The organism is Crossiella sp. S99.2, from assembly GCF_023094165.1.
Classification (GTDB): Bacteria; Actinomycetota; Actinomycetes; order Mycobacteriales; family Pseudonocardiaceae; genus Crossiella.
On sequence record NZ_JALMDK010000007.1, the window covers coordinates 98,932 to 121,123 of the forward strand.

A 22,192-nucleotide genomic window follows, 5' to 3' on the forward strand; every position below is an offset into this window, starting at 1 on the left:
AACCACGCAGGCAGTCCCGGTTGCCGACAGAGGTACCACGCTGACTCTGCTCTACCACCGCCTCCGCTCGGCAGGCTGTCCACTGATCGGCCGACCCGGAGCAGGAAGGCGAACGGATGAGCACCAGCTCAATCTCCCGCGCGGAACTGTTGCAGCGCAGACTGCGCGGTCTCAGCCCCGCCGCACCGGACGCCGGGATCACCCCGGTCGCCAGGGATGGCGCGCTGCCGCTGTCGTTCGCCCAGCGGCGGCTGTGGGTGCTGGACCAGATCCAGCCCGGCGGCACCGAGTACCTGATGCCACTGCGCCTGCGGTTGCGCGGGCCCATCGACGTGCCCGCGTTGCGCGCAGCCCTGGACGAGATCGTGGCCCGGCATGAGATCCTGCGCACCCGGTACTCCACAGTGGACGGTGAGCCGGTCCAGGTGATCGACCCGCCCGCGCCGATCAGCTGGCGCGAGGCCGACCTGCGCGGCGCCAATTCGGCCGCCCGGATCGCCAAGCTGATCGACGCCGACGGACAGCGCCCGATGGATCTGGCCGCCGAGCACCCGATCCGGGCCCTGTTCATCCGGCTCACCGCCGAGGACCAGATCCTGCTGATCACCACCCACCACATCGCCGCCGACGGCTGGTCCGAGTCGGTGCTGCTGGCCGAACTGGACAGTCTCTACGCCACCTTCGCCGCCGGCATGCCCTCGCCGCTGCCGCCGGTCCCGGTGCAGTACGCCGATTACGCCGCCTGGCAACGTGATCAGCTCGCCGGTCCGAAGCTCGCCGAGCAGCTCGCGCACTGGCGCAAGACCCTGGACGGCCTCACCCCGCTGGCGCTGCCTACCGACCGGTCGAGAGGCCCGATCCGGGACCCGCGCGGAGCCAGCGAGAACTTCACCGTGCCCGCGACCCTGGCCGAACCGCTGCTCGCCCTGGGCAGGCAGCAGGGCGCGACGCCGTTCATGGTGCTGCTGGCCGCCTTCCAGCTGCTGCTCGGCCGCTACGCCGGTCAGCACGACGTGGTGGTGGGCAGCCCGGTCGCCGGTCGCGACCGCGCCGAGACGCAGAACCTGCTCGGGCTGTTCGTCAACACCGTGGTGCTGCGCACCGACCTCTCCGGCGACCCGAGCTTCCTCGACCTGCTCAGCCGGGTTCGCGAGACCGCCCTGGACGCCTACGCGCACCAGCACACCCCGTTCGAGCGCATCGTCGACGCACTGGCTCCTGAACGCGATCCGTCCCGGAACCCGCTGTTCCAGGTCGTCTTCCAGCTCACCAGCCAGCAGGCCACCGAACTGAGCGGCCTGCGCGCCGAGCAGGAGCCGGTCGAGTGGAACGCGGCCAAGTTCGACCTCGGCCTGGCCCTGGCCACCCACCCCGACGGCTCCCTGACCGGCCAGCTCGAATACGCCACCGCGCTGTTCGACGCCGCCACCATCCAGCGGCTGATCGGCCACTTCACCCAGCTGCTGACCAGCATCGTCGCCCTACCGACCGGTCGGGTGGGAACCCTGCAACTGCTCACCCAACCCGAACGCGAGCAGCTGCTCGGCCCGTGGGGCGGCACCGGCCGCCACTTCCCGGCGGCGGAATCCCTGGCCGAGGTATTCCAGGCCCAGGTCCGGCGCGCCCCCGAGGCGATCGCGGTCCGGCACCGCGGCGCCAGCCTCACCTACGCCGAGCTGAACACCCGCGCCAACCGCCTCGCGCACGAGCTGCGTGCCCGTGGCGCCGGTCCCGACCACCTGGTCGGCGTCTGTCTGGACCGCGGCCTGGACCTGGTCATCGCCCTGCTCGGCGTGCTCAAGTCCGGCGCGGGCTACCTGCCCCTGGACCCGGCCGCCCCTACCGATCGGTTGGCTTACCTGCTGGACGACGCCGAGGTCGCCCTCACGATCACCGGCACCCCGCTGCCCGGCGTCGACAGCCTCCCGGTCGACCAGCCCGGCCGCCCGGACATCAACCCCGAACCCCTGGCCGCGCCGGACAACCTGGCCTACGTCATCTACACCTCCGGCTCCACCGGCAAACCCAAGGGCGTGCAGGTCACCCACGCCAACGTGCTGCGCCTGCTGCGGGCCTGCGAACCCGACTTCGGCTTCGGCCCCACCGACGTCTGGACCCTGTTCCACTCCTACGCCTTCGACTTCTCCGTCTGGGAACTCTGGGGCGCCCTGCTGCACGGCGGCACCGCGGTGGTCGTGCCGTACGAGATCTCCCGGTCCCCGCGGGACTTCCTCGACCTGCTGGTCAGCGAACGGGTCACCGTGCTCAACCAGACCCCCTCCGCCTTCCGCGGCCTGATCGAGGCGGTCACCCAGACCGACCTGTCCGCCGACGCGCTGTCCCTGCGCACCGTGGTCTTCGGCGGCGAGGCCCTGGACATCACCGAACTCGCGCCCTGGCTCGACCGCTTCGGCGACCAGCGGCCCGAACTGGTCAACATGTACGGGATCACCGAGACCACCGTGCACGTCACCTACCGTCCGGTCGGTAGCGGCGACCTGCACGGGGACCAGCGCAGCCCGGTCGGCGGCGCGCTGCGCGACCTCCGGCTGTACGTGCTGGACGCGGAACTGAACCCGGTCCCGATCGGCGTGCCCGGCCAGGTCTACGTCTCCGGCCCCGGCCTGGCCCGCGGCTATCTCGGCCGCCCCGCCCTCACCGCCGACCGCTTCGGCCCCGACCCCTACGCCACCACCCCCGGCGCCCGCATGTACCGCACCGGCGACCTGGCCCGCTACCGGGCTGTGCCCACGCTCGACCCTGCGAGCAGGTCTTCGGTCGCTGACCTGGAGTTCCTCGGCCGCGCCGACAACCAGGTCAAGATCCGCGGTCATCGCATCGAGCCCGGCGAGATCGAAGCCGCCCTCACCGCCCACCCGGCCGTGGACAAGGCCGTCGTGCTGGCCCACCAGTCCCGCCTGGTCGCCTACTTCACCGGCGCGCCTGCCGAGATCACCGACCTGCGCGAACACCTCGGCCGGACCCTGCCCGCCTACATGGTGCCCGCCCTGTTCGTGCCTCTGGAGTCCTTCCCGCTCACCGTGAACGGCAAGATCGACCACGCCGCGCTGCCCGATCCGGACGCCCACCGCGCCCAGCACACCGCCGATCAGCTCGCCCCGCGCAACCCGGTCGAACAGATCATCGCCGAGACCTGGGCCGAGGTGCTCGGCGTGCCCACGGTCGGCGTGCGGGACAACTTCTTCACCCTGGGCGGCGACTCCATCCGCGCCATCCGGGTGGTCGGCGCGCTGCGCCCGCGCGGCATCGACCTGTCCGTGCAGAACCTGCTGCTGCACCAGACCGTCGAGGAACTCGCCCGGTTCAGCGAGACCCGCGACCAGTCCACAGTGGACAACGCCGAGGAGCGCCGGGTCGACGCCTTCGCCCTGCTCGACCCGGCGGACCGGGCCGCGTTGCCCGCCGGGCTGGTGGACGCCTACCCGATGTCCATGGTGCAGGCCGCCATGGTCTACCAGATGATCGCCGACAGCGAGGAAAACCCGTACCACAACATCACCCTGCTGCCGATCAACGACGACGGCCCGTTCGACCTGACCGCACTGCGTCAGGCCGCGGCCCTGCTGGGACAACGGCACGAGATCCTGCGCACCTCCTTCGACCTCAACGGATTCAGCCAACCGCTCCAGCTCGTGCACCCGACGGGCGCGATCGAGGTCGGCTACCACGACCTGCGGGACAGCGCCGATCCGGACGCCGAGATCCAGCGCTTCATCAGCACCACCCGCGCCACGCCGTTCGACGTCGGCACCGCGCCGATGCTGCGCTTCCACGCCCACCAGACCGCCACGGACCGCTGGACGTTCTCCTTCATCGAGTGCCACGCCATCCTGGACGGCTGGAGCCACCACTCGCTGATCACCGAGCTGATGGCCGACTACCGCGCCCTGCGCGCGGGCCGCGAACCTGCCGAGCCGACCGTCCACAGTGTCCGGTTCGCCGACTACATCGCCCTGGAACAGCGCTCCCTCAAGGAGAACACCGACCGCGAGTTCTGGCAGGACAGGCTCGGCCGGCTCGACCGGGTCGAACTGCCCGAGGGCTGGGCGGCCGAACCCGGCAGCGGCGAGACCGCGTACAAGATCGGCGTCCCGATCGCCGACCTCGAACCCGGCCTGCGCGCCCTCGCCGTGGTCGCGGGCGTCTCGCTCAAGAGCGTGCTGTTCACCGCGCACCTCAAGGCACTCAGCGTGCTCAGTGGTTCCACCCGGTTTCACACCGGCCTGGTGTGCAACGGGCGGCTGGAGACCAGCGGCGGCGAGACCGTGCGCGGCATGCACCTCAACACCGTCCCGGTCGGCGTCGAACTGACCGGCTCGACCTGGCTTGACCTGGTGCGCCAGGTCTTCGCCGAGGAGGTCGCGGTCTGGCCGCACCGCCGGTTCCCGCTGCCGGAGATGCAGCGCGCCTGGGGCGGCGGCGCCTCGCTGGTGGAAACCGCGTTCACCTACCTGGACTTCCACGTGCTGGACGCGCGCCGGATCGAGTCCGCCGGGGTGGTCGACGTCAGCCCCAACGAGTTCGCCCTGGATGTCTGGACCTTCCCCGGCGCGCTGTTCCTGGCCGCCCGGCCGGAGCGGATCAGCCGCGCCAACGGCGAACGCCTGGCCCGGCTGTACCGGCGAATCCTGGAACTCATGGCCGCCGACCCGGGCGGCAACGCCAGCGACAACGGCTTGGACGAGGTGGAAACCGCGCGGCTGCTGTCCTTCGCTCACGGCGAGGTGGCCGAGTATCCGGAGCTGTGCCTGCACGAGCTGTTCGAGCAGCAGGTCAGCCGGACCCCGGACGCGACCGCCCTGCACTGTGCAGACGGGTCCACTGTGGACTATTCCGCGCTCAACGCCCGCGCCAACCGGATCGCACATCACCTGCGCTCCCTCGGTGTCGGCCAGGAATCCAGGGTCGGCATCCTGCTCCGCCGCGGCCCGGACCTGGTCGCCGCCCTGCTGGGTGTGCTCAAGGCGGGCGCCGCCTACCTGCCGCTCGACCCCACCCACCCGGCCCAGCGCCTCACCGACCTGCTCGCCGAGACCCACGCCGAAGTCGTGCTCGCCGAATCCGCCACCGCACATCTGGTGCCCGGCAAGGAACTCGTCCTCCTCGACCAGAGCGACCTCGACCACCAGTCCACAGCGGACCTCGGTCGCACATCCACTCCGGACTCGCTGGCCTACATCATCTACACCTCCGGCTCGACCGGCACGCCCAAGGGCGTCATGATCGAACACCGCAACCTGGTCAACTACGTGCTGTGGTGCCTCGGCGCGTACACCCCGTTGCGCGGCAAGGGATCCCCGCTGTACTCCTCGGTCGCCTTCGACCTGCCGGTCACCTCGATCTTCCCCGCGCTGCTCACCGGCCAACCGGTCACGATCACCGCCGACGACGGCACCCCGGGCATCGACGCCCTGGTGGCCGCGCTGGAGGAAGGCGAGTTCGGCCTGCTCAAACTGACCCCCTCACACCTGGCCGTGCTCAACCAGTCGCTCACCCCGGCAGCGGCCCGCCGGGCCACCGGCCGGATCATCGCCGGCGGCGAGGAACTGGTGCGGGACATGGTGTCCACCTGGGCACAACACGCCCCGGACACGGTGGTGGACAACGAGTACGGCCCTACCGAGACCACCGTCGGCTGCTCCTGGTTGGAGGCCCCGGCCAACGGCCTGGAACCCGGGGTGCTGCCCATCGGCAAGCCCATCGCCAACACGGTGATGCGGGTGCTGGACGCCAACCTGGAGCTGGTGCCGGTCGGCGTGGCGGGGGAGCTGTACATCGGCGGCGCCCAGCTCGCCCGCGGCTACGTCGAACGACCTGAGCTGACCGCCGCCCGGTTCATCCCGGATCCCTTTGCCGCACAACCGGGTGCGCGGCTGTACCGCACCGGCGACCTGGCCCGCTACCGCGCCGACGGCGTGCTGGAGTTCGCCGGCCGGGTCGACCACCAGGTCAAGATCCGCGGCTACCGGATCGAACTCGGCGAGATCGAGGCCGCCCTGCACCGCCAGATCCCGCTGCAGGACGTCATCGTGCGCGTGCACATCGCGTCCGCCGGCGACAAGGAACTCATCGCCTACCTGGTCCCCGCCGAGGACACCACCCTGGATCTCCCCGCCCTGCCAGCGAAACTGGCCGAGATCCTGCCCGATTACCTGGTGCCCCAAGCCTTCCTCGAACTCGACGAGCTGCCGCTGACCAGCAACGGCAAGGTCGACACCGCCCGGCTCCCGCAACCCGAAGTGGCCAGGAGCAGTGCCCGGTTCCAGGCGCCGCGCACCGCGCTGGAGAACATCCTGACCCGCGCCTGGGCCGGGGCGCTGAAACGGGGCCGGATCGGCGTGCACGACAGCTTCACCGAACTCGGCGGCCACTCGCTCAGCGTCATGCGGATCATCGTGAAACTCCGCGAGGAACACGGCATCCGACTGTCCTTCCGGGACTTCTACGAGCATCGCACCGTCGCCGAACTCGCCCGCGTGCTCGGCGACGGCAGCGCTGAACAGTCCGAAGTGGACAGTCTGGACGCGGTGGTGTGGCTGCGCCGCGGCGGTACCAGAGCGCCCCTGTTCTGCGTGCATCCCGGCAGTGCGCACTGGTTCGCCCAGCTTGCCGAACACCTCGACCCGGACCAGCCGGTCGCCGCCTTCGAGTGGCCCGGCCTGAGCCGCCGCTGCCCGGCGCCGGAGAGCGTGCACCACATCGCCGAACTGAACCTCGCCCAGCTCCGCCGCCTGCAACCCAGTGGTCCCTACCGACTGCTCGGTTGGTGCGGCGGCAGCCAGATCACCACCGAGATGGCCCGCAGGCTGCGCGCCGAGGGCGAGCAGGTCACCTTCATGCTGCTCGACCCCGCGCTGGACAGCTACGAACGCGCCAACATGCACGAGTTCATGGCCCGCTTCCGCCGCGCCGAACACCTGTTGGCCGAACTGGCCACCGCCCCCGCCGAGGAGGTGCCCGGTCTCCAGGAACAGGCCGTGGCGGTGCTGGAACTGATCGTCGACGACGGCCGGATCGACCCGCCGGTGCCGGGCGATGAGTTCTGGCCGGCCAGGGTGCGGGTGTGGCGCGAGCTGCTGCAAACCCGCCTGGACTACCGGCACGAGCCCTATCCCGGGCCACTGCACCTGATCGCCGGGGACGAGCTGGCCGCCGGTGAACACGAGGTCGCGGTCGGCGTGAACTTCGTCGACTACACCCAGCGCTGGGCCGAACTGGCCACCGGCGGGCTGGACGTGCACCGGGTCGGCGGCAACCACCTCGGCGTTCTGCGGGCGCCGCAGGTCGCCGAGGTGGCGCGGGTGCTGACCCGCCTGATGGCAACCCCCGAAGACGCGCAGAAGGATGTGAACTGATGTCGATGGTCCTCGAGGTCGACGCGCCCGCGGGCGTACTGACCCTCAACCGCGCCAACGCACTCGCCGTCGAGGAGGTCGCGAGCGCCTTACTGTCTACCGAGGATGGACGCGTTGACGACCGCGGCTGGGTGCGCGCGGCCGCGGAGCGCGCGCACGAGCTGCCGATCTCCCTGCGCCGCGCCCTGTCCGGCTACCGGCGGGACTCCGGCCCCAGCGGCGCGCTGGTGATCCGCGGCCTCCCGGTGGACGAGTCTCTGGTGCCGGAAACCCCTACGCAGAGCGGATCCGTGCAACGCGCGGCCACCATCCCGGCCGCCACGCTGATGATGGTCACCCACCTGCTCGGCGACGTGATCGCGTTCCGCCCGGAGAAGTCCGGCGCGCTGGTGCACAACGTGGTGCCGGTGCCCGGCAGCGAGGATTTCCAGGGCAACGAGGGCTCGGTGCTGCTGTCCTTCCACAACGAGAACGCCTTCCACGACAACCGGCCGGACTACGTGCTGCTGCTGTGCCTGCGTGCCGACCACGACCGGGAGGCCGGCCTGCGCACCGCGTCCATCCGCCAGGTGCACGACCTGTTGAGCGACCAGAGCCGGGAAGTGCTGTTCCGCCGGGAATTCGTCACCGCCCCACCCCCGTCCTTCGGCCTGCCCGCTGGCGAGACCGAACCGCACGCGGTGCTCGCCGGCGCCCCCGACGACCCGGACGTCCTGGTCGACTTCGCCGCCACCACCCCGCTCACCGAGCCCGCCCGCACCGCCATGGCCGAACTGCAGAACCTGTTCGCCGCCAACGCGTTGACCCACTATCTGGTGCCCGGCGATCTGGCCATTGTGGACAATCGAGTGACCGTGCACGGCCGCACCGGGTTCACCCCGCGCTACGACGGCCAGGACCGCTGGCTGCAACGGAGTTTCGCCACCCAGGACCTGCGGCGGTCCCGGGTGCACCGGATCGGCGACGGCCAGGTGCTGTACGGCTGAGCGGACCCCAGGCGTGGGCTTCGGCGGCGGAGCCCACGCCTGGCCCATCGGAGGGGCCATGGAACAGGCAGTCCTGCACCGCATCCACAGTTCGCACACCCACGCCAAGATCACCGTCACCGGCCAGGTCCTGCTGGCCCCGTTGCTCCGCGCGATCGCGAACCAGCAGGTCCCCACCTACGCCATTACCTACCGACCGGACGGTTGGGCCGCGATAATCCCCAGAACCGCAGGCGCCCGCGTCGCCGCGGCCCTCCAAGCGGCCCGGCCGCACCTCGGCTTCACCCACCTCACCCTGGACAGCGACATCGCCGAGGTGGCGGTCACCGGCTCCGGCCTGCGCTCGGACCCCGCCATCCACCCGATCTTCTGCGAGGCCCTGACCAGAATCGGCGTCACCCTGGACTTCATGTCCGCCACCGGCAACCGCCTGGCAGTGCTGTGTCCCGACCGTCAAGCCGCCCCCGCCATCCGTGCCCTGCGCGAGGCCCTGGAGATCACGGTCGCCGGAGTCCTACTAACGGATGGCTCATCCGCTTATGCTACGGTGCAGGCGGATAGCAAATCCGGTTAGCAGGAGGTAGCTGTGCGGACCTGGACCCTCGCCACCATGCCCGACCAGACCGGCCGCACGGCAGTGATCACCGGCGCCACCAGCGGCCTGGGCCTGGCTGTCGCGCAAGCCCTGTCCGCCCGCGGCGCCCGAGTCATCATGGCCGTCCGCAACCCCGCCAAAGCGGAAGCCCTGCGCCCCCAGTTCCCCAGCGCCAACCTGGCCATCCACAAACTCGACACCTCCGACCTGGACTCGGTCAGATCCTTCGCCACAGACCTGGAATCCCGCGGCGACCAGGTAGACGTCCTGGTCAACAACGCCGGCATCGGCAACCAACCGCACGCGGTCTCCGCCCAGGGCCACGAACTCCACCTGGCCACCAACCACCTGGGCCACTTCCTGCTGACCGCCCTGCTGCTGCCCAACCTGGCCAACGGTAACGACCCACGCGTGGTGACGGTGGCGTCCTTCCTGTACAAACTCGGCCACTTCGACTTCGACAACCTCCACCTCACCCGCGGCTACAGCTCAGGCCGCGCCTACGCGAACTCCAAACTCGCCAACGTCCTATTCGCCACTGAGTTGGATCGTCGCCTCCGCGCCACAAACTCCCCAGTCAAAAGCATGCTCACCCACCCCGGCATCGCCCGAACCCCCATGCTCAGCAGCGCCCCCGGCCCGATTGTCAGCCGCATCACCGGCAGCATCGCCGGCTTACTCGGCCGCCCGGTAACCCAAGCAGCCCTCCCCATCAACTACGCCGCAACGGCCCCCGAAGCCCCCGCCGGCCAGATGCTCTCCCCAGGCAAAACCCTCCACAAAAACCAGGTAACCCAAGAACCCCTCCGCGGCCGAGGCCTGACCCCCATCGCCACCACCACCCTCTGGACCCACTCGGAAGCCCTCACCAACGCCACCTACCCCACCCCCCAAACCCCCTGACCGGCACCCTGTGGACAGCCACCCCCACGCCGCCAACTTCCCCGCTATGTTCAACTCACGACCAATCCACCCACCGCGCCCCGCGTCCCCAGAACCCTCGCGAACCGCCCCCACCCCGGCTCGCAACTGAACCTCGGGCTCCACAAGTCGCAACGAGTAACGAATCCCCGCTCCATCGATCGCTAGCAAGAGTGAACCTGGAATCCCCGTAATAGTGAACGCTCCAGGGAACTCAGCCCCATGGTCATTTCGTTACCGCAGTACAAAGCGGAGGGCGGCGCAGGACACCCCCAGGTCCCCAACCCAGCCCACAGGACCCAGCGCGGCCCACCCCGGCAGAGGCCCAAGAACGGAAGCACCCGGGCTCCGACACGACTCGCCCAACCGGCCACCGGAAGAACGGGAACACCCAAGGCCCGGAGAAGCGCCAAGGCCCAGAGAAACGCCAAAGGCCGGAGAACGGAAGCACGCTCCGCGAGCGAGAGCTGCCCCGGGCACGGGATGAGAACGCACCGGCGTGACCTGTGCAGGGCGCCTGCGCCTGGACATCCGGCCCCAGCCCGTCTGACGCCAGGTCGGCTGGCAGCTCAGCCCGCCTGATGCGACCGCCGAGCCTTCAACACCTTCCGCACGCTGAACGGCACCAGGTTCACTCCGGGCCCAGGCGGCGGGTTGCGGATGGCCGCCGCGATCCGGACATTGATCGCTTCGATGATCGCCCGAGCCTGGGCCTCAGTGGGCGCCGCCAGTGCCGCGTCGTAGGCCGTCTCCGCATCGCGGCGCAAGATCAGACTTGGCGGCAGGTTGGTGAGTTGTTCCTCGGCCAGCTTCCGGTTGAGCCACCACATCTCCTCGTAAGGCTGGTTGGCATCGGGTAGGGGTTTGCCCGCGCCTGCGAGGTTGTCGAACTCGCCGCGTTCCATCGATTCGCGGATCTGGCGTTCGACCCAGGTCTCCCAGCCGGCTCCGGCCGGTTTCCGCTCGGTCATGGCCGGTCCTCGGGCTTGGGCGTAGGAGCGGCTGTGGGCGCGAGATCGGGGGCGGGCGCGGGATGGGGATGGGGATCGGGTGCGGCTGGGAGATCCGCTGTGGGTGTGGGCGCGGGATCGAGTGCGGGCGCGGGCGCGGCTGAGGGCGCGGGTGTGGGTGCGGCCACCGGCCCGGGAGCGGTCGTGGGCGCGGTCGCACCCTGGGGCGCGGATGCCGAGGCGGATGTCGATGTGGCTGCGGGCGCGGGTTCCAGGGAACGGCTCATGAAGAGGGCGGTTTCGGTGGGGGTGCTGGTGCCGGTGTACAGGGTGGTGTCGAGGCCACAGAAGGTGAAGCCCCAGTGCTGGTAGGCGCGGATGGCTGGGGCGTTGAGGTTGGTGACTTCCAGCCAGTAAGTGCGGGCGCCCTGGGATTTGCCGTAGGTGGCGCCTTGTTCCATCAGGGCCCGGCCGAGGCCTTGGCCGCGGTGGGTGGGGGACAGCTCGATGGCCGTGATGGACAGGCGGTGGTTCCAGGTTTCGTGGGTGAGGGCGATGAAGCCGCACAGGGTGTCGCCTTCGGTGGCGACGTAGACCTGGGTGGGGGCGTCGGCGGGGTCTTCGTCGACTGGGTAGGTCTTGTGGATGGGGGTGGGGAGGGGGCGTTCTTTCAGCTCGAAGCCTTGGGGGGTGGTGGTGACTTCGATGATCGCGTCTGTGGTGAAGGAGTTGTCGATCTCGGGTAGGCGGGCGAGATCGGCGGGGGTGGCGGGGCGGATCGTTGGCACCTTTTCAGTCTGCCGGAACTCGGTGCGGAGCCGGACTGAGTCGTGTGCGCTGTGGGGACGGTGGCCCGGTGTGGGGCTGGAGGTTCGGCATGGGGGCGGAGTTTGGTTGGATCGCGCGCGCCGTGGTGGTGGGCGACTTACTATCCGCTGGTGTCCTACCTTGGCGACCTCGGCGAGCAGAACGCGATCTACCGCCCCAGCAGCGACGTGGAGTTCCTCCAGCGCCCCACCGGTCGCACGTTCTTCACCGCGCCCGGTTCCCTGACCGAGGGGCGATACGGGTTGTTTCGGTGGGACATGGACGGTACTGGGGGTGGGGCGGGGGCGCATTTTCATCGGACTTTTTCCGAGTCGTTCTACGTGCTCTCCGGGGTGGTGACCTTTTTCAATGGGGAGCGGCATATTGACGCTGGGGCAGGGGACTTTCTCTATGTGCCGGAGGGTGGGGTGCATGGGTTCGCGAACAACTCCGGGGAGCCTGCTTCCATGCTTGTGTTGTTCGCGCCGGGGGCGCCGCGGGAGGAGTTCTTTCGCGAACTCGTGGAGATCCGGGGGAGTGGGCGGGTGCTCAGCGATGACCAGTGGGCGGAGTTCTACGCACGGCATGACCAGTACCTGGTTTAGCGTCTTGGACAGGGTGGTCGCGGGGCCGGGCTTCCGTTGGCGCCGGTCTGAGACCCCGGGTGGTTACGATCTCCCCGATGCGCCCACCTGTGAGGATGTCAGCCTGCTTTGGCCCCACCGTGACGGTCTGATCTGGCTCCACCGGGGTTGGCTCGCCGGGAGGTTGTGACGGTTCGAGTTGGCCCCACCTACCGACTCGCCCACGCCCGGTCGGCGGCTGCGCACTGAGCCGACACTGTCGGTGGGAGCTGATTAGCTAGCCGAATGTTCGAGACTCCCGACGAGCTCCACAGCCTCCAAGTCCTGCTCGACACGTCTTTGGCCGGCTCCAGCAGCCACCTCAAATCGATCATCCGGCCAGGTGAAAGCACCTTGGACGCCGAGCAGGTCGTCCGAGTCTGCCACGGCATGTGCACCCTGGCCATCGCCACAGTCACCCGGCGCGGTGAGCCACGCATCAGCGGCGTCGACGGGCACTTCCTGCACGGCCGCTGGATCGTCGGCACCCACCGCCAGGCCGCTAAAGCCCGTCATCTCGCGGCGCGGCCCGGCATCAGCGCGACCTTCATGCGCGGCGAGCAGCTCGGCATCTTCACGCACGGACACGCCGTTCCGCTGAACCCCGAGGGGACGAGCAGCGACCCGACTTGGCCGGCAATCCGCGACTACCTCGTCAACCACTACGACGGCGACAGCGATGACCCGTTCTGGGAAGAGAACGTCTGGTATCGCATCGACCCCAGCTGGATGGTCGCCTACAGCACCGACCCCGTCGGGCTGCTCGACCAACTACCGTCAGTCTGAAGAGAGCTCGCGCGGGTCCACCTCAGGCTGTCACTCCGGGGCCAGCCGAGGTTGACATCTGCACACCTGGTAGCAAGGAGCACGATGACCTACCTCGCCGCTGACGCGCGTTACGACGCCATGCCCTATCGCCGGTGCGGTCGCAGTGGCCTGAAGTTGCCCGCGATCTCCTTGGGGCTGTGGCACAACTTCGGGCAGGCCAAGGATCTGGAGACCCAGCGCGACATCGTGCGGGCCGCCTTCGATCTGGGGGTCACGCATTTCGACCTGGCCAACAACTACGGGCCGCCGCCGGGTGCCGCGGAGGAGAACTTCGGGCGGTTGTTCGCCGCGGATCTGCGGCCGTACCGGGATGAGCTGATCGTCTCGACCAAGGCCGGGTACCTGATGCACCCGGGGCCGTACGGGGAGTGGGGGTCGCGCAAGTACCTGGTGTCCTCTTTGGACGCCAGTTTGCGGCGGCTTGGGCTGGACTACGTGGATGTCTTCTACCACCACCGGCCGGACCCGGACACGCCCATCGAGGAGACCATGGGAGCGCTGGATTCCCTGGTGCGTCAGGGGAAAGCGCTTTATGCGGGGGTGTCCAACTACTCGCCGGAGCAGACCCGGGAGGCGGCGGGGGTGTTGGCGGAGCTGGGCACGCCGTTGCTGATCCACCAGCCTTCTTACTCGATGGTGAACCGGTGGATCGAGGACGGGCTGCAGGATGTGCTGGACGAGGTGGGCGCCGGCTCGATCGCGTTCTCGCCGTTGGCGCAGGGGTTGCTGACCGATCGCTACCTGGATGGGATTCCGGCTGACTCGCGGGCCGCGGGGGCCAGCCCGTTCCTCAACGCCGAGCGGATCACCGAGCAGCAGCTCACGCTGACCCGTGGGCTCAACGAGGTCGCCCGGCAGCGTGGCCAGACCCTCGCCCAGCTCGCGCTGGCCTGGGTGTTGCGTGGGGAGCGGGTCACCTCGGCGTTGATCGGCGCGAGCAGTGTCAAGCAGCTCACCGACAACGTCGCGGCCACCGGCAAGCTGGACTTCGCGGAGGGGGAACTGGCCGAGATTGAGCGGTTGCTCGGCGGGAACTGACGTAGGCCGTTTGGGGCAGGCCACAGCCTGGGGCAGGCTGGGCGCCTGCCCCAGGCGGGGTCAGCCGGTGGCCAGTTCGTAGGCGCGTTGCGGCACGAACTGGCCCGCGGGGCCGATGCAGCCGTCGGACTCGCCGGGCAGTTTCACCCACAGGTAGGCCGCGATCAGCGGGTCGCCGGTGTTGGTGGTGCTCGGCGTGCCTACGGCGCGACCTGCCGGATCGCACCAATCACTGCCGAGCGGGCCGTTGCCGTTGCGGCTGGTGTCGATCACCGCGCGCAGCCGGGGACTGCCCAGCCGGGACAGGATGTCCTTGGCGTAGGCGGTTTCCGCGCTGGTGTGCCGGTAGTTGGACACGTTGAGCGAGATGCCGTCGGCACTGTTGAGCACGTCCGACTGGGTGAGCCGGGCAGCCATCTCCGCGGCACTGTGCCAGTTGGAGTGCGCGGCGTCGAAGTACACCCTGGCCGCGGCCGAACCGGACTTGAGCTTCTTGCCCGCGTACGCCATGGACGCCCGGGTTTCCGCCTGCTGGGCCTCGTTCTGGCAGTTGGACATCAGCGCCAGCACATCCGGTTCCAGCACGATGCTGGCCGGTCGGCCGGCCAGGCCCGCGGCGACCTGGTCCACCCACTGGCGGTAGGCGCTGTGACTGGAGGCGCCGCCGCCGCTGGGGCCGCCGCAGTCCCGGTTCGGGACGTTGTAGACCACCAGGATCGGCACCTTCCCGGCCCTGGCCGCCGCGCCGACCAGTTCGTCCACCTGGCCGCGCACGGTAGCGGTGTTGGTGCTGGTGAACCAGCGGGCCTGGGGCACCGCGGCGATCCGGTCGCGGATCACCGGCATGCGGCCGTCACCGGGGTTGGCGGCCACCCATTTGGCCGCGTTGGTGGCCGGATCGACGTAGAAGCCCGAGGGTGCGGCCTGGGCCGGTGGGCCCAGCAGGGCGAGGGTGGCGAGCACCGTGCTGAGCACGGGCAACACTGACCATCTGCTCATCTGAACTCCGAGTTGCCGACGTGACAGGGACACAGGCGGCGGTTTCTGGGAGCGCTCCCAGAATGCGTCGGAGTCTACGGATGTGCTGCCCTGCTGGGAAGTGCGGTCTTTACAGTTGGGCGGGTGGCACCGTGCACGCGCATCTACCGACCGGTCGGTAGATGCGCGAAAATCAACCGTTGACGGCACGGCCGATCGCCGGACCGGTCAGGCCGAGGCGCGGCGGACCAGGCGGACCGGCAGCACCCGGCGGCGCGGTGGCGGGGTGTCGCCGTCGATGAGCTGCTGCAGGGTGGCCACCATCTGCCGGACCTGCTCCCGCGGGTCCTGATGCACGGTGGTCAGCGGCGGGTTGGTCGCCTCGGCCAGGCCGGGGTGGTCGTCGAAGCCGACCAGCGCCACATCCTCGGGCACTCGCCGGCCCGCGGTCTGCAGCGCGCGCAGGGCGCCGGCGGCCATGGGGTCGTTGCCCACGAAGACCGCGTCCAGGTTCGGCACCCTGGCCAGCAGCCGGCGCATGGCCTGCTCGCCGCCCTCGGTGGTGAAGTCGCCCTCCTCGGCCAGCCGGGCCGCGGCCCGGTCGGACAGGCCGAGGGTCTGCTGCCAGCCGGTACGCCGGTCCACCGCCGAGCGCTGGTCCTGCGGGCCGGTCACAGTGCCGATCCGCTTGCGCCCCAACGACCGCAGGTGCTCCACCGCGAGCTTCGCGCCGCCGGTGTTGTCGAAGTCCACCAGGTGCAGGCCGCGGATGGCCCCGCCCGGCCTGCCACCGCCGTAGACCATCGGCAGCCGCAGCGGACGCAGTGCGGCGGGCAGCTGGTCGGCCTGGTGTGAGGCGAAGATCAGCGCGCCGTCCACGTGTCCGCCGTCCAGGAAGCGCACCGTGCCAGGGATGTCCTCCTCGCTGTCCACCAGCATCATCAGCATCTGACTGCCCAGCGCGGACAACTGGCGGAAGGCGCCGCGGACGATCTCGGCGAAGTAGGGGTCCTCCAGGAACTTGGTCTCCGGCTCGGAGAGCACCAGGGCGACCGCGTTGGTGCGGCGGGTGACCAGCGAGCGGGCCGCCTGGTTGGGCGAGTAGCCCAGCTCGCGGGCGGAGTCGAGCACCTTCTCCCTGGACCGGGCGCTGACGTAGCTCTCCTCGTTGAGCGCCCTGGACGCGGTGGACCGGGAGACGCCCGCGTGCGCGGCGACATCCTCCAGCGTCGGCCGTGCCTCATCTCGGATCACACCCACCACCCTATCCGGCCCAGGCCACCAAACACGGCTTAACCCGGGCAACGCGGCCGAACGGCTGAAACCGGTCAGGACCCGACCTCCGCAGGGCGCTGATCCGGGGCGATCCCGGCATCCTGGAGAGCGCATTCCACGCTGCCGCCGCCACGGTCAGATGAGGAGCGTCATGCGGTTACCCGGACTCGCCGCGGTCGGGCTGATCCTGTTCGCCGTCGGTCTTTCCGGCTGCGACCCGGCCGAGGACCGCGGTGGCAGCGGCACGCTCACCTACTGGGCTAGCAACCAGTCGGCCAGCCTGGACCGGGACCGGGAGATCCTCACCCCGCGACTGGCCGAGTTCACCCGGCGCACCGGGATCGAGGTCGAGCTGGAGGTGATTCCCTGGTCGGACCTGCTCAACCGGATCCTGGCCGCGGCCTCCAGCGGGCAGGGGCCGGATGTGCTCAACATCGGCAACACCTGGTCGGCCTCGCTGCAGGCCAGCGGCGCGCTGCTGCCCTTCGACGAGCCAGCGCTGGCCAAGGTCGGCGGCCGGGACCGGTTCCTGCCCAGCACGCTGACCTCCACCGGCGCGGCCGGGCAGCCACCGGCCGCGGTTCCGTTGTACGGCCTGGCCTACGGCCTGTACTACAGCAGGAAACGCTTCGCCGAGGCGGGGATCAGCGCCCCGCCGGGCACCTGGGCCGAGTTCCTGGACACCGCGCGCAAGCTCACCGAACCGGCCAAGGACCGTTGGGGGCTGGGCATCATGGGATCCAGCTACACCTCGAACGCGCACCTCGCGTTCATCTTCGGCCGCCAGCACGGCGCGACCCTGTTCGAGGGCAACCGGTCCACTGTGGACTCACCGCAGCTCGCCGCGGGCATCGGGCAGTACCTGGACCTGGTGGCCGGGGCGAAGGTGGTCAACCCGGGCAACGCCGAATACCAGAACGACACCCAGCCGCTCAAGGACTTCGCCACCGGGCGGACCGCGATGGTGATGTTGCAGAGCCACGCCACCATGGGCTTGCACGCCAACGGAATGGCGGAACAGGACTACGGGGTCGCGCCGATCCCGGTGCCGGATCCATTGCCACCGGGCGGAAAACGGATCACCAGCCACGTGGCCGGGATCAACCTCGGCGTGTTCGCCGACACCGACAACACGGAGGGCGCGCTGAAGTTCGTCGAGTTCATGACCAGCCCGGACACCCAGCGCACGGTCAACGCGGCGCTCGGCTCGCTGCCGGTGGCCACCGCCGCCTATGACGATCCGCGGTTCCAGGGCCCGGTGACGCGGACCTTCCGGGAGGTGCTGGCCGGCACCGCCGAGACCATGCCGATGATCCCCCAGGAAGCCCAGTTCGAGACCCTGGTGGGCACCGCGGTCAAGGACCTCCTGGCCAAGGTCGCCGGTGGCGGGACCGTCGCGGTGGCCGACATCCGGGCCGAGCTGGCCGCGGTCGACGAGCGGATGCGCGGCGGCGGATGAGCGGATCGACCCCGGGCCGGCGCCGCGCGGTCCGGCTGCTGCCGTACCTGTTGCTGGCGCCCGCGTTGCTGGTCGAACTGCTGGTGCACGTGCTGCCGATGCTGGCCGGTGCGGTGATGAGCCTGTTGCGGCTCAACCAGTTCGCCATCCGCGACCTCACCCGGGCCCCGGCGGCCGGATTGGACAACTACCGGCTGGCCGCCGACCTGACCGGCCCGGTCGGCGCGGATCTGCTGCGCTCCTTCGGGATCACCCTGGCGTTCAGTCTGCTCGCGGTGAGTGGGGCGTTCCTGCTCGGCCTCGCGGGCGCGGTGGCGATGCGCAAGGCGTTCCGGGGCAGGGGATTGCTGCGCACGCTGCTGCTGATCCCGTTCGCACTGCCGGTGTTCTCCAGTGTGATCACCTGGAACTTCATGCTGCAACGCGACACCGGCCTGGTGAACACGGTGCTGGTGGACTGGCTCGGCCTCACCGAGGACCGGCTGTTCTGGCTGGTCGGGCCGAACAGCTTCGCGAGTCTGGTCGTGGTCGCGGTGTGGCGGACCTGGCCGTTCGCCTTCCTCACCATCACCGCTGGGCTACAGAGCATCCCGGCCGAGCTGTACGAGGCCGCCGACCTGGACGGCGCGGGACCGTGGCGCCGGCTGTTCGCGGTGACGCTGCCGCTGTTGCGGCCGGTCACCACGGTGCTCGTGCTGGTGCTGTTCCTGTGGTCCTGCAACGACTTCACCACCCCGTTCACCCTCTTCGGCGCGGCCGCCCCGGCCGAGGCGGACGTGGTGTCCCTGCACATCTACCAGTCCTCCTTCGTCACCTGGAACTTCGGCCTTGGCTCGGCGATGTCCATGCTGATGCTGGGTTTCCTGCTGCTGGTGACGATCGGCTACCTGGCGCTGACCGGACGGAGGCGGCGGGATGGGTGAGTCCGCGGTGGTGCGCTGGTCGCGGCGGTTGGTGATCGTGGCGCTGACCGGGTTCGCGCTCACCCCGGTGTACGTGATGATCACCTCCGCGGTGAAGCCGCTGCGCGATGTGCAGGGCCCGTTCACCGCCTGGCCCAGCGTGCTCACCCTGGAGCCGTTCCGGGAGATGTGGCGCACGGTGCCGCTGGCCCGGTACTTCCTCAACAGCGCGGTGGTCGCGCTGGGCGCCACCGCCTGCTCCATGGTGATCGCGATCCTGGCCGCGTACTCGTTGAGCCGCTACCGTTTCCGCGGCCGCGGCGCCTTCCTCACCGCGGTGCTGTCCACCCAGATGTTCCCCGGCATCCTGTTCCTGCTGCCGCTGTTCCTGTTGTTCGTCAACCTGGACCGGGTCACCGGGCTGCGCCTGTTCGGCAGCCAGGCCGGGCTGATCATCACCTACCTGACCTTCGCGCTGCCGTTCTCCATCTACCTGCTGCTCGGCTACTTCGACTCCATCCCACGGGAACTCGACGAACAGGCCACAGTGGACGGTTGCGGGCCGGTGGGCGCGCTGTTCCGGGTGGTGCTGCCCGCCGCGCTGCCCGGGGTGGCCGCGGTGGCGATCTACAGCTTCATGACCGCCTGGAGCGAGGTGCTCTTCGCCTCGGTGCTCACCACCGCCGACACCCGCACCCTGGCCGTGGGCTTGCGGGGTTACGCCACCCAGTCCAGCGTGTACTGGAACCAGGTGATGGCCGCCTCGCTGGTGGTGAGCATCCCGGTGGTGCTGGGGTTCCTGTTGCTGCAGAAGGCATTGGTGCGCGGACTGACCGCGGGCGCGGTCAAGGGCTGAGCCAGGCCAGCCGGACCCGGTCGGCCACCTCGGCGACAGACCGGTTGTCGGTGTCCACTCGGAGGTCGCCGATCGGGCGGCGAATCGGGGATTCGGCGGCGAGCCGGCGCAGCTCGTCCGGATCGCGGCCGCGCAGGTCGTCACCGGGGATCGGCGGCCCGTGTCCCTGGCCGCGCGCCAGGATCCGTTCGGTCAGCCGCTCGCGACCGGCCCGCAGCTCGCACACGGTCAGCCTGATCCCGGGCAGCGCCTCGGCATAGGAGTCGAGCACGGCGGGCCCACTGATATCGCCGGAGAGCACGAGCGACCGGATGCCGTTGGCGCGGAAGGTCGTCCAGGCCGAGGCGAGGTTGCGCGCGGTCAGCCAGGTCGAGTCCGGCTGGCAGAAGCCGAGCTGGGCCAGGTCGAGATAGGCGACGGCGACCCCGGTGCGTGCCAGGTGCGCGTAGACCTGCCAGCCCACCACCGACTTGCCGACCGCGCGCGGCCCGCACAACAGCAACGCGGTCACCGCGCCCACCGCTCCAGCACCAGCCGCGCCACCGCCACCGTGGACAGCCCGGTGGTGTCCACGCACAGATCGGCGAAGTCGTTGCGGTCCATGGCCTCGGCCTCCCGCACCGCGGCCTCGGCCAGTTCGGTCAGCCAGCCGCGCCGGTGGATCCGGTCCCGCAACTCTGTGGCCCTGACCCGCAACCGGCACAGCGTCACCGCCGCACCGGGCAGCGCGCCGGTGTAGCGCCGGGCGACGGTGGCGTTCTCCAGGATGCCGGAGACGATCAGCCCCTCTCTACCGACCGTTCGGTAGGCGGGCAGCATCGCGGCCAGGTTGGCCGCCTTGATCCGATGGTTGGCCGGGTCGTCGGCGGGGACGGGGGAGCACAGGCCGAGCTGATCCGTGTCGACATAGCCGGTCCCCGGCAGCTGGGTGTGGATCTCCCAGCCCACCGTGGACTTGCCCACGCCGGAAGGGCCGCACAGCCACAGCACCGGGAAACGATCACCAGCCACCCGGTGCAGGGTAGTGCGGCCCGGATCGGGGCGGCCAGCGGATTTCAGGCATCCGCGATCCGGTCCAGCCACTCCACCAGCAGCGCCTGCTCGGTCCCGGACAGTGCACCCACCGGATCGCTGCGCAGCGCGGCGGCCAGTCCGGCGGCGCGGGCGGGCACATCGGTGTCGCCGAGCGCCTGCCCGCCGGTGGTGATTGAGCTGATCACGTGCTCCCGGGCGGCGGCGGCGAACTCCATGTCCCGCTCGTCCTCCGGGGTGCCGATCAGGGTCAGCACCACGCCCTTGCCGGTGGCGTGCACCAGTTCCGCGCCGCGGCTGACGCTGACCCGCAGCTGGCCTGCCTCGGCGATGCGCTGCACGATCCGGCGCAGCTTGTTCTCCGCCTCCTTGCCCGCCGCGGAGGAGGCGCCCGCCTTCGGATCGCCGTACATCAGCAGGTAGAAGGCGGGGTGGGTCAGGCCGAACTGGACGTGCAGGTCCCAGCCGCGGCGCAGGTCCTCGACCGGATTGTCGCTCTCCCCGAGGGCGACCTTGTCGGTCAGGTACTCGGCGAAGCCGTGCGCGGCCACCGCCTCCAGGAGGCCGTCCTTGTCCCCGAACAGTCGGTAGAGAGTGGGTGCCTGCACCCCGGCCGCGGCGCTCACCGCACGGGTGGACACCGCGTCCCGGCCGCCCTCGGCCAGTAGCTCGGCAGCCGCTCTCACCAGGCGGTCCCTGGTGGCCTCGGCGCTCTTCTCGGTCATGCAATCAACGATAACAAACTTCTAGTAGCGTCGCTCCGGTATCAGTGATACGGTGATGTCGTTAGCAACGGAAACGCCAGTTAGGGAGTGGAACGATGACTGTTCCTGCGCAGCAGCGGGTCGCGATCGTCACCGGTGGATCGCGCGGCATCGGCCGGGCGAGCGCACAGCGGCTGGCCGCCGACGGCCAGGCCGTGGTGCTGGTCTACGGCGGCAACAAGGCCGAAGCCGACCAAGCGGTAGGTGAGATCACCGCGGCCGGTGGGCAGGCCATCGCGGTGCAGGCCGACGTGGCCGACGAGGCGGCGATGACCGCGGTGTTCGACGCGGCCGAGCAGGCCTTCGGCGGGGTGGACGTGGTGGTGCACGCCGCGGGGATCATGCACCTGTCCACCGTGGCCGACCTCGATCTGGATCAGCTCGACCGGCTGCACCGGACCAACATCCGCGGCCCGTTCGTGGTGGCCAAGCTGGCCGCGAACCGGGTCCGCCAGGGTGGCGCGATCATCAACTTCTCCACCTCGGTGATGGGCACCCTGCTGCCGACCTACGCCGCCTACACCGCCGCCAAGGGCGCGGTGGAGGTGCTGACCAAGATCCTGGCCAAGGAGCTGCGCGGCCGGGACATCACGGTCAACGCGGTGGCCCCCGGCCCGACCGCGACCGCGTTGTTCCTGGAGGGCAAGGACGCCGACCTGATCGACCGGATGGCCAAGATGGCCCCGCTGGAGCGGATCGGCACGCCGGCGGACATCGCCGAGGTGGTCTCGTTCCTGGCCGGTCCGGCGCGCTGGGTGAACGCGCAGGTGTTGCGCGCCAACGGCGGCATGGTCTGATGAGC

At 70.0% G+C, this 22,192-nt stretch carries 18 protein-coding genes; 11 read left to right on the plus strand and 7 right to left on the minus strand.

The genetic code is table 11. The features are described from left to right. Positions 1 to 116 precede the first annotated feature (116 nt). Genes MZC64_RS27030 through MZC64_RS27045 form a run of 4 tightly spaced genes read left to right on the plus strand, consistent with a single transcriptional unit; the run spans position 117 to position 9,860 of the window. On the plus strand, positions 117 to 7,376 hold the full coding sequence (locus MZC64_RS27030) for a non-ribosomal peptide synthetase (protein ID WP_247761992.1): 7,260 nt from the start codon (positions 117 to 119) through the stop codon (positions 7,374 to 7,376). Then, a complete protein-coding gene (locus MZC64_RS27035; protein WP_247761991.1) occupies positions 7,376 to 8,362 on the plus strand; it encodes a TauD/TfdA family dioxygenase in 987 nt (328 codons plus the stop codon). The genes MZC64_RS27030 and MZC64_RS27035 overlap by 1 nt, the downstream gene beginning before the upstream one ends. A gap of 58 nt (positions 8,363 to 8,420) precedes the next feature. After that, the gene (locus MZC64_RS27040; protein WP_247761989.1) at positions 8,421 to 8,936 is read left to right on the plus strand and encodes a hypothetical protein; all 516 of its coding nucleotides are present in this window, start codon (positions 8,421 to 8,423) and stop codon (positions 8,934 to 8,936) included. A gap of 12 nt (positions 8,937 to 8,948) precedes the next feature. After that, positions 8,949 to 9,860 (plus strand): SDR family NAD(P)-dependent oxidoreductase, encoded by a 912-nt coding sequence (locus MZC64_RS27045; RefSeq protein WP_247761988.1) that lies wholly within the window; start codon positions 8,949 to 8,951, stop codon positions 9,858 to 9,860. A gap of 587 nt (positions 9,861 to 10,447) precedes the next feature. Here MZC64_RS27045 and MZC64_RS27050 read toward each other — a convergent pair. Together MZC64_RS27050 and MZC64_RS27055 are read right to left on the minus strand one after the other, a co-directional pair. Further along, on the minus strand, positions 10,448 to 10,849 hold the full coding sequence (locus MZC64_RS27050; RefSeq protein ID WP_247761986.1) for a DUF1992 domain-containing protein: 402 nt from the start codon (positions 10,847 to 10,849) through the stop codon (positions 10,448 to 10,450). Beyond that, entirely contained in the window at positions 10,846 to 11,616 is a 771-nt protein-coding gene (locus tag MZC64_RS27055; protein ID WP_247761985.1) for a GNAT family N-acetyltransferase, read from the minus strand. The genes MZC64_RS27050 and MZC64_RS27055 overlap by 4 nt, the downstream gene beginning before the upstream one ends. A gap of 150 nt (positions 11,617 to 11,766) precedes the next feature. Between MZC64_RS27055 and MZC64_RS27060 the strand changes: the two genes are divergently transcribed. The 3 genes from MZC64_RS27060 to mgrA all read left to right on the plus strand — a co-directional run bounded on the left by MZC64_RS27060 (position 11,767) and on the right by mgrA (position 14,124). Continuing rightward, on the plus strand, positions 11,767 to 12,240 hold the full coding sequence (locus MZC64_RS27060) for a cupin domain-containing protein (RefSeq protein WP_247761983.1): 474 nt from the start codon (positions 11,767 to 11,769) through the stop codon (positions 12,238 to 12,240). A 264-nt stretch (positions 12,241 to 12,504) separates the two neighbouring features. Beyond that, the gene (locus MZC64_RS27065) at positions 12,505 to 13,044 is read left to right on the plus strand and encodes a pyridoxamine 5'-phosphate oxidase family protein (protein ID WP_247761982.1); all 540 of its coding nucleotides are present in this window, start codon (positions 12,505 to 12,507) and stop codon (positions 13,042 to 13,044) included. 84 nt (positions 13,045 to 13,128) lie between these two features. Beyond that, entirely contained in the window at positions 13,129 to 14,124 is a 996-nt protein-coding gene (mgrA, locus tag MZC64_RS27070) for an L-glyceraldehyde 3-phosphate reductase (RefSeq protein ID WP_247761981.1), read from the plus strand. Positions 14,125 to 14,184: 60 nt separating this feature from the next. Here mgrA and MZC64_RS27075 read toward each other — a convergent pair whose 3' ends face one another. Both MZC64_RS27075 and MZC64_RS27080 read right to left on the minus strand, forming a co-directional pair. Next, positions 14,185 to 15,123 (minus strand): glycoside hydrolase family 6 protein, encoded by a 939-nt coding sequence (locus tag MZC64_RS27075; RefSeq protein ID WP_247761980.1) that lies wholly within the window; start codon positions 15,121 to 15,123, stop codon positions 14,185 to 14,187. 207 nt (positions 15,124 to 15,330) lie between these two features. Further along, positions 15,331 to 16,356: a LacI family DNA-binding transcriptional regulator gene (locus MZC64_RS27080; protein ID WP_247761978.1), complete on the minus strand. Its 1,026-nt coding sequence runs from the start codon at positions 16,354 to 16,356 to the stop codon at positions 15,331 to 15,333. Positions 16,357 to 16,528: 172 nt separating this feature from the next. Here MZC64_RS27080 and MZC64_RS27085 point away from each other — a divergent pair, with 172 nt between their 5' ends. Genes MZC64_RS27085 through MZC64_RS27095 form a run of 3 tightly spaced genes read left to right on the plus strand, consistent with a single transcriptional unit; the run spans position 16,529 to position 19,594 of the window. Continuing rightward, positions 16,529 to 17,836: a sugar ABC transporter substrate-binding protein gene (locus MZC64_RS27085; protein ID WP_247761977.1), complete on the plus strand. Its 1,308-nt coding sequence runs from the start codon at positions 16,529 to 16,531 to the stop codon at positions 17,834 to 17,836. Next, positions 17,833 to 18,759, plus strand: coding sequence for a carbohydrate ABC transporter permease (locus tag MZC64_RS27090; RefSeq protein WP_247761976.1), 927 nt, complete (start codon positions 17,833 to 17,835; stop codon positions 18,757 to 18,759). Before MZC64_RS27085 ends, MZC64_RS27090 begins: the two co-directional genes overlap by 4 nt. Next, on the plus strand, positions 18,752 to 19,594 hold the full coding sequence (locus MZC64_RS27095; protein ID WP_247761975.1) for a carbohydrate ABC transporter permease: 843 nt from the start codon (positions 18,752 to 18,754) through the stop codon (positions 19,592 to 19,594). The genes MZC64_RS27090 and MZC64_RS27095 overlap by 8 nt, the downstream gene beginning before the upstream one ends. Here the strand turns inward: MZC64_RS27095 and MZC64_RS27100 are convergent. From MZC64_RS27100 to MZC64_RS27110, 3 genes are read right to left on the minus strand one after another with little or no spacing between them, the layout of a single operon-like run. After that, positions 19,584 to 20,105, minus strand: a complete 522-nt coding sequence (locus tag MZC64_RS27100) for a hypothetical protein (protein ID WP_247761973.1) — start codon at positions 20,103 to 20,105, stop codon at positions 19,584 to 19,586. The two genes, MZC64_RS27095 and MZC64_RS27100, sit on opposite strands and share 11 nt — an antisense overlap. Continuing rightward, entirely contained in the window at positions 20,102 to 20,605 is a 504-nt protein-coding gene (locus MZC64_RS27105) for an AAA family ATPase (RefSeq protein ID WP_247761972.1), read from the minus strand. Before MZC64_RS27105 ends, MZC64_RS27100 begins: the two co-directional genes overlap by 4 nt. Before the next feature lie 44 nt (positions 20,606 to 20,649). After that, positions 20,650 to 21,351 carry a TetR/AcrR family transcriptional regulator gene (locus MZC64_RS27110; protein WP_247761970.1) on the minus strand — a complete coding sequence of 234 codons (702 nt, stop codon included), beginning with the start codon at positions 21,349 to 21,351 and terminating at the stop codon, positions 20,650 to 20,652. 95 nt (positions 21,352 to 21,446) lie between these two features. On the opposite strand from MZC64_RS27110, the gene MZC64_RS27115 reads away from it, so the two are divergent. Next, entirely contained in the window at positions 21,447 to 22,187 is a 741-nt protein-coding gene (locus MZC64_RS27115; RefSeq protein ID WP_247761968.1) for an SDR family oxidoreductase, read from the plus strand. Positions 22,188 to 22,192: the final 5 nt, after the last annotated feature.

What these genes read in the sequence shown, in the direction of transcription:
- MZC64_RS27030 (WP_247761992.1), top strand. Translation starts at nt 117, where the DNA reads ATGAGCACCAGCTCAATCTCCCGCGCGGAACTGTTGCAGCGCAGACTG.
- MZC64_RS27035 (WP_247761991.1), top strand. Translation starts at nt 7,376, where the DNA reads ATGTCGATGGTCCTCGAGGTCGACGCGCCCGCGGGCGTACTGACCCTC.
- MZC64_RS27040 (WP_247761989.1), top strand. Translation starts at nt 8,421, where the DNA reads ATGGAACAGGCAGTCCTGCACCGCATCCACAGTTCGCACACCCACGCC.
- MZC64_RS27050 (WP_247761986.1), bottom strand. Translation starts at nt 10,849, where the DNA reads ATGACCGAGCGGAAACCGGCCGGAGCCGGCTGGGAGACCTGGGTCGAA.
- MZC64_RS27065 (WP_247761982.1), top strand. Translation starts at nt 12,505, where the DNA reads ATGTTCGAGACTCCCGACGAGCTCCACAGCCTCCAAGTCCTGCTCGAC.
- mgrA (WP_247761981.1), top strand. Translation starts at nt 13,129, where the DNA reads ATGACCTACCTCGCCGCTGACGCGCGTTACGACGCCATGCCCTATCGC.
- MZC64_RS27075 (WP_247761980.1), bottom strand. Translation starts at nt 15,123, where the DNA reads ATGAGCAGATGGTCAGTGTTGCCCGTGCTCAGCACGGTGCTCGCCACC.
- MZC64_RS27085 (WP_247761977.1), top strand. Translation starts at nt 16,529, where the DNA reads ATGCGGTTACCCGGACTCGCCGCGGTCGGGCTGATCCTGTTCGCCGTC.
- MZC64_RS27090 (WP_247761976.1), top strand. Translation starts at nt 17,833, where the DNA reads ATGAGCGGATCGACCCCGGGCCGGCGCCGCGCGGTCCGGCTGCTGCCG.
- MZC64_RS27095 (WP_247761975.1), top strand. Translation starts at nt 18,752, where the DNA reads ATGGGTGAGTCCGCGGTGGTGCGCTGGTCGCGGCGGTTGGTGATCGTG.
- MZC64_RS27110 (WP_247761970.1), bottom strand. Translation starts at nt 21,351, where the DNA reads ATGACCGAGAAGAGCGCCGAGGCCACCAGGGACCGCCTGGTGAGAGCG.
- MZC64_RS27115 (WP_247761968.1), top strand. Translation starts at nt 21,447, where the DNA reads ATGACTGTTCCTGCGCAGCAGCGGGTCGCGATCGTCACCGGTGGATCG.